At 56.7% G+C, this 6,007-nt stretch carries 7 protein-coding genes and 1 tRNA gene; 7 read left to right on the forward strand and 1 reads right to left on the reverse strand.

Annotated features, from left to right (window positions below):
- The first annotated feature begins 20 nt into the window (after window positions 1–20).
- From rpmI to P8H27_RS13780, 7 genes are all read left to right on the forward strand, one after another.
- Window positions 21–215: a 50S ribosomal protein L35 gene (gene rpmI, locus P8H27_RS13750; protein ID WP_079202156.1), complete on the forward strand. Its 195-nt coding sequence runs from the start codon at window positions 21–23 to the stop codon at window positions 213–215.
- A 25-nt stretch (window positions 216–240) separates the two neighbouring features.
- The gene (rplT, locus tag P8H27_RS13755) at window positions 241–597 is read left to right on the forward strand and encodes a 50S ribosomal protein L20 (RefSeq protein ID WP_040069108.1); all 357 of its coding nucleotides are present in this window, start codon (window positions 241–243) and stop codon (window positions 595–597) included.
- 235 nt (window positions 598–832) lie between these two features.
- A complete protein-coding gene (pheS, locus tag P8H27_RS13760; RefSeq protein WP_289638135.1) occupies window positions 833–1,849 on the forward strand; it encodes a phenylalanine--tRNA ligase subunit alpha in 1,017 nt (338 codons plus the stop codon).
- Between the two features lie 39 nt (window positions 1,850–1,888).
- Window positions 1,889–4,267, forward strand: coding sequence for a phenylalanine--tRNA ligase subunit beta (gene pheT, locus P8H27_RS13765; protein WP_289638136.1), 2,379 nt, complete (start codon window positions 1,889–1,891; stop codon window positions 4,265–4,267).
- A gap of 3 nt (window positions 4,268–4,270) precedes the next feature.
- Window positions 4,271–4,573 carry an integration host factor subunit alpha gene (gene ihfA, locus P8H27_RS13770; protein WP_003243414.1) on the forward strand — a complete coding sequence of 101 codons (303 nt, stop codon included), beginning with the start codon at window positions 4,271–4,273 and terminating at the stop codon, window positions 4,571–4,573.
- Window positions 4,554–4,910, forward strand: a complete 357-nt coding sequence (locus P8H27_RS13775) for a MerR family transcriptional regulator (protein ID WP_289638137.1) — start codon at window positions 4,554–4,556, stop codon at window positions 4,908–4,910. The genes ihfA and P8H27_RS13775 overlap by 20 nt, the downstream gene beginning before the upstream one ends.
- 90 nt (window positions 4,911–5,000) lie before the next feature.
- Window positions 5,001–5,077, forward strand: a tRNA-Pro gene (locus tag P8H27_RS13780).
- 88 nt (window positions 5,078–5,165) lie between these two features.
- On the opposite strand, the gene P8H27_RS13785 is transcribed toward P8H27_RS13780, so the two are convergent.
- The coding region (locus P8H27_RS13785) for a tyrosine-type recombinase/integrase (protein ID WP_289638138.1) at window positions 5,166–6,007 on the reverse strand (842 nt) is incomplete at its 5' end.

Raw genomic sequence — 6,007 nt, forward strand, 5'->3', positions numbered from 1 at the left:
CTGAATGCGGAGTACCGAACATGCCAAAGATGAAAACCAAGAGTGGTGCAGCCAAGCGTTTTTTGAAAACCGCTAACGGCTTCAAGCACAAGCACGCTTTCAAGAGCCACATCCTGACCAAGATGTCCACTAAGCGTAAGCGTCAACTGCGCGGGAGCACCATGGTGCATCCGTCTGACGTGGCAAAAGTGGCGCGCATGCTGCGCGTTCGTTAATCGGTCAAGATAGAGGAAATAACTCATGGCTCGTGTTAAGCGCGGCGTTATCGCTCGTAAGCGTCACAAAAAAATTCTGAAACTCGCTAAAGGTTACTACGGTGCACGCTCACGCGTATTCCGTGTTGCCAAGCAGGCAGTGATCAAGGCAGGCCAATACGCCTACCGTGACCGCCGTCAGAAAAAACGTCAGTTCCGCGCCCTGTGGATCGCTCGTATCAACGCTGGTGCTCGTGTTAACGGTCTGTCCTACAGCCGTTTCATTGCTGGTCTGAAAAAAGCGTCCATCGAGATCGACCGTAAGGTATTGGCTGATCTGGCAGTGAACGAAAAAGCGGCGTTTGCTGCGATTGTCGAGAAAGCGAAAGCCGTACTGGCTTAAGTCCCCGACAATCACCGGGTTCGCCCGGTGCAAGAACGGGCTCAAGGCCGCCACGAGCGAAGGTCAGGCAAGGCGGAAGACGGCGAGGACACGGAGTTTACGAGTTGTAAATGAGCAGTCCGAGCCGGCTTCCAACGCAGTATGACCGAGTGCAGTAGGCCTTGGGCTCGTTCGAAACGTCACCAATAGGGGAAGAGCCTTAGCTCTTCCCCTATTTCGTATCTGGAGTCTGTAAATGGAAAATCTGGATGTGCTGGTCTCGCAAGCGCTTGAGGCCGTTAGCCACACCGACGATGTGAATGCCCTCGAGCAATTGCGGGTTCACTATCTGGGTAAGAAAGGCGAGCTGACCCAGGTGATGAAGACCCTGGGCAACCTGTCGGCAGCAGAGCGTCCGCAAGCCGGTGCCTTGATCAATGCCGCCAAGGATCAGGTTCAGGAAGCCCTGAACAGCCGCAAGGCGACTCTTGAGAGCGCTGCGTTGAGCGCCAAGCTGGCGGCCGAGCGCATCGACGTGACTCTGCCTGGGCGCGGTCAAGCCTCTGGCGGTTTGCATCCGGTTACCCGGACTCTGGAGCGTGTCGAGCAGTTTTTCACCCGGATTGGCTACGGCATCGCCGAAGGCCCCGAAGTGGAAAACGACTACCACAACTTCGAGGCGCTCAATATCCCCGGCCACCATCCGGCCCGGGCGATGCATGACACCTTCTATTTCAACGCGAACATGTTGCTGCGTACCCACACCTCTCCAGTTCAGGTGCGCACCATGGAATCGCAGCAGCCGCCGATCCGCATTGTCTGCCCCGGCCGCGTTTACCGCTGCGACTCCGACATCACTCACTCGCCGATGTTTCACCAGGTCGAAGGCCTGCTGGTCGACGAGAACGTGAGCTTTGCCGACCTCAAGGGCACCATCGAAGAGTTCCTTCGCGTGTTCTTCGAGAAGCCGTTGGGCGTGCGCTTCCGTCCGTCCTTCTTCCCCTTCACCGAGCCCTCGGCTGAAGTCGATATGCAGTGCGTGATGTGCAGCGGCAAAGGTTGTCGCGTATGCAAGCAGACTGGCTGGCTGGAAGTGATGGGTTGCGGCATGGTGCATCCGAACGTGTTGCGCATGTCCGGTATCGACCCCGAAAAATATTCCGGCTTCGCCTTCGGCATGGGCGTCGAGCGTCTGGCCATGCTGCGCTATGGCGTCAACGACTTACGTCTGTTCTTCGATAACGACCTGCGATTCCTGGCGCAATTTCGCTAGGGCCGCACGACCGTAACCGATCAGTTTTAGGAGAGCAGGATGAAATTCAGTGAACAGTGGCTACGTAGCTGGGTAAGCCCGCAGGTTTCCCGTGACGAGCTGGTGGCGCGCCTGTCCATGGCGGGCCTCGAAGTGGATAGCGTGACTCCGGCTGCCGGAGTTTTCAGTGGTGTGGTGGTGGGCGAAGTGCTCAGCACCGAGCAGCACCCGGACGCCGACAAGCTGCGTGTGTGTCAGGTCAGTAATGGCGCGGAAACTTTCCAGGTGGTGTGTGGCGCGCCGAACGTGCGTCCCGGCTTGAAGATTCCCTTCGCCATGATCGGTGCCGAGCTACCGGGCGACTTCAAGATCAAGAAGGCCAAGCTGCGCGGCGTCGAGTCCAATGGCATGCTCTGCTCGGCCTCCGAGTTGCAGATCAGTGAAGAAAACGATGGCCTGATGGAGCTGCCGAGCGACGCGCCGGTGGGGCAGGATATTCGTGCTTATCTCGAGCTGGACGATGCCAGCATCGAGGTCGACCTGACGCCGAACCGCGGCGATTGCCTGTCCTTGGCGGGCCTGGCCCGTGAAGTCGGTGCCTTGTACGACGCACCGGTGACTCGTGCGCAGATTGCTGCCGTTGCGCCGAACCACGATGAGGTGCGCCCGGTCGAGGTGTTGGCGGCGCAAGCCTGCCCGCGCTACCTCGGCCGCGTGGTGCGCAACGTCGATTTGTCCCGGCCGACGCCGTTGTGGATGGTCGAGCGTCTGCGCCGCGCCGATGTGCGCAGCATCGATGCCGCGGTGGATATCACCAACTACGTGATGCTCGAACTGGGTCAGCCGATGCATGCCTTCGATCTGGCTGAGATCAATGGCGGTATCCGCGTGCGCATGGCCGAGGAGGGCGAGAAGCTGGTGCTGCTCGACGGCCAGGAAGTCAGTCTGCGTGCCGACACCCTGGTCATCGCCGACCACAATCGTGCCCTGGCGATTGCCGGTGTGATGGGGGGGGAGCATAGCGGCGTGAGCGCAAAAACCTGCGACCTGTTCCTAGAAAGCGCCTTTTTCGACACCATCGCGATTGCCGGTAAGGCACGCTCCTATGGCCTGCACACCGACTCTTCGCACCGTTTCGAACGTGGCGTGGATTGGCAGCTCGCGCGTGAAGCCATGGAGCGGGCCACTGGATTATTGCTGGAAATTGTCGGTGGTGAGGCTGGCCCTATCATTGAGGTAGTTGACCAACAGCAATTGCCGAGCATCGCCCCTGTTACCCTGCGAGCCGAGCGCATCGAGCAAATGCTCGGTTTGAAAATGGACGATACAGAGATCGTCCGTTTGCTGGCGGCGCTGGGGCTGGGTGTCAGTGCTCATGGTGAGGGGCAGTGGCAAGTGACAGTTCCCAGTCACCGCTTCGATATCAGCATCGAGGTCGATTTGATCGAGGAGTTGGCGCGCTTGTACGGCTACAACCGTTTGCCGGTGCGTTATCCGCAAGCGCGCCTGGCGCCGCAGCCAAAGGCCGAGGCGGCTGTCGAGTTGCCGGCTCTGCGTCGTTTGTTGGTGGCGCGCGGTTACCAGGAAGCCATCACCTACAGCTTTATCGACCCCAAGCTGTTCGAGCTGTTCCACCCTGGTATTGAGCCGCTGATGTTGGCCAACCCGATATCGGCCGACATGGCTGCTATGCGCTCATCGCTATGGCCGGGCTTGGTCAAGGCGCTGGAACATAACCTCAATCGTCAACAGTCGCGTGTGCGCCTGTTTGAAAGCGGCTTGCGCTTTGTTGGTCAGCTGGACGGACTCAAGCAGGAGCCGATGCTCGCTGGGGTGATTTGCGGTAGTCGGCTGTCGGAAAACTGGGCCCATGGCCGCGACAATGTCGACTTCTATGATGTGAAGGCCGATGTTGAGGCGTTGTTGGCCAGTGCTGGAGCGGGTGACCGCTTCAATTTTGCTCCCGCCGAGCATGCGGCTTTGCATCCAGGGCAAACCGCGCGTATTGAGCGTGATGGCCGGTTGGTCGGCTTCTTGGGTGCCATGCATCCTGAGCTGGGTAAGACGCTGGGGTTTGATCAACCTGTGTATATGTTCGAGCTGGTATTGGCGGAAATCGCTCAAGGCCATATGCCGAAGTTTCAGGAGCTGTCGCGCTTTCCTGAGGTGCGCCGTGACTTGGCTTTGCTGGTGGATCGTGATGTGCCGGCTGCAACATTGCTTGCGGTTATTCGTGAAGCGGCGGGCGAGTGGTTGACTGACCTCAAGCTATTTGACGTGTATCACGGTAAAGGTATTGATCCGCATAGAAAAAGCCTTGCCGTCGGCTTGACCTGGCAGCATCCATCGCGCACTCTTAATGACGATGAGGTGAGCGCAGCGGCACAAAATGTCCTCACCGCCCTGGAACAAAGGTTTAACGCCACGTTAAGGAAGTAGCGTATGGGGGCTCTGACGAAAGCTGAAATGGCGGAACGTCTGTATGAAGAGCTGGGCCTGAATAAACGGGAAGCCAAGGAATTGGTAGAACTGTTCTTCGAAGAGATCCGCCAAGCGCTGGAGCTCAACGAACAGGTCAAGCTCTCGGGGTTCGGCAACTTTGATCTGCGCGATAAGCGTCAGCGCCCCGGTCGCAATCCAAAAACGGGAGAGGAAATCCCAATCACGGCACGCCGTGTGGTGACTTTCCGTCCAGGCCAGAAACTTAAAGCCAGGGTCGAGGCGTATGCTGGAACCAAGTCATAACGATGAATTGCCCGCCATACCAGGCAAGCGGTATTTCACGATCGGCGAGGTGAGCGAGCTCTGTGCGGTCAAACCGCATGTTTTGCGGTATTGGGAGCAGGAGTTCCCCCAGCTCAATCCGGTCAAGCGGCGCGGCAATCGGCGATATTATCAGCGCCAGGATGTGTTGATGATTCGCCAAATCCGTGCACTGTTGTATGACCAAGGCTTTACCATAGGTGGGGCGCGTCAGCGTCTCTCCGGTGATGAGGCCAGGGATGACACCACTCAGTACAAGCAGCTGATCAAGCAGATGATTGTCGAGTTGGAAGATGTGCTTCAAGTACTCAAAAAATAGCGACACCATTCAAAAAAGTTTCCATATTTCAGAAGCTTATTGTATAGTTCGCGACGTTTCCGGATGCACGGAAACAGATTCACGCCTAGTCGGGGCGTAGCGCAGTCCGGTAGCGCACTAGCATGGGGTGCTAGGGGTCGAGTGTTCGAATCACTCCGTCCCGACCATAATTCTCCAATAAAAACAGCCACTTGAGCGATCAGTGGCTGTTTTTGTTTTTGGACTGCGCAAAACTGGCGCAAAATACGCGCAAAATCACTCTGTGAGCTTGGTGATATCAAGGTTCGGCGAAACCTTTGTCCAGGTGACATCCTCTTCATCACGCAGATAATTTTTGGTCATTTCTGGTGTGGTGTGACCAGCAATTTTCTGAGCATCCTGGCCTGATCGGGTGTAGAGCTTGACAGACACAGCTCGAATTTCATGAAATCCAGGCAATTCTTCTTTTGTCCACCCGGCATAGCAACCAGCGGCTTCCCTTGCCTCTTGAAAGGCGCGGGTCAGATAGCGGCGCTCAACCTTTGACCAATGCTCTTTGTGTTCTGTCGCATGCATCCGCTCAGGCTTGCGGTGGACTAAGAAGGGGGAGTCCACGTCGTCCCGGCATTGCTCAATGACCTTGAGAAGCTCGGGTGTTAGCTCGTACTTGATCCAAGCCGTATCGGCCTCCTCAGACGTCTTTTCTTGAATCACTGATAAGAAGCCGTCTTCCATTTTATCGAAGCGCATCTCAAGTACATCGCCGCGTCTTAGCGCTGTTAGCAAGGCCAGATCAATAGCATTCTTAAGCCACTGGGGAGATGCATCCCGAATAGCTTTCAGTCCTTCCTGGGTATGGCGTTTACGCTTTTTCTTCTCCTTCTGGGCAATGGTGCTCGCTGCTGGGTTGTCGGGAATTAATCCGTCCGCGATGGCGTGAGTGAACACGTTCATTAGTAATGCGCGTACTTGATTACTTGAGCGTGGCGTTGAGTCCCTCAATAAGTCGGCGACAATCCGGACTGTGATTTCGTTGATTGGCTTTTGCCCCAGGGCCTTGTTGATCTTTCTGAAATGGACGGCATATAGGTCAAGCGTCCCCTTTTTAAGCTCACGCT

It is taken from the genome of Pseudomonas sp. sp1636 (genome assembly GCF_030376615.1).
GTDB lineage: Bacteria > Pseudomonadota > Gammaproteobacteria > Pseudomonadales > Pseudomonadaceae > Aquipseudomonas.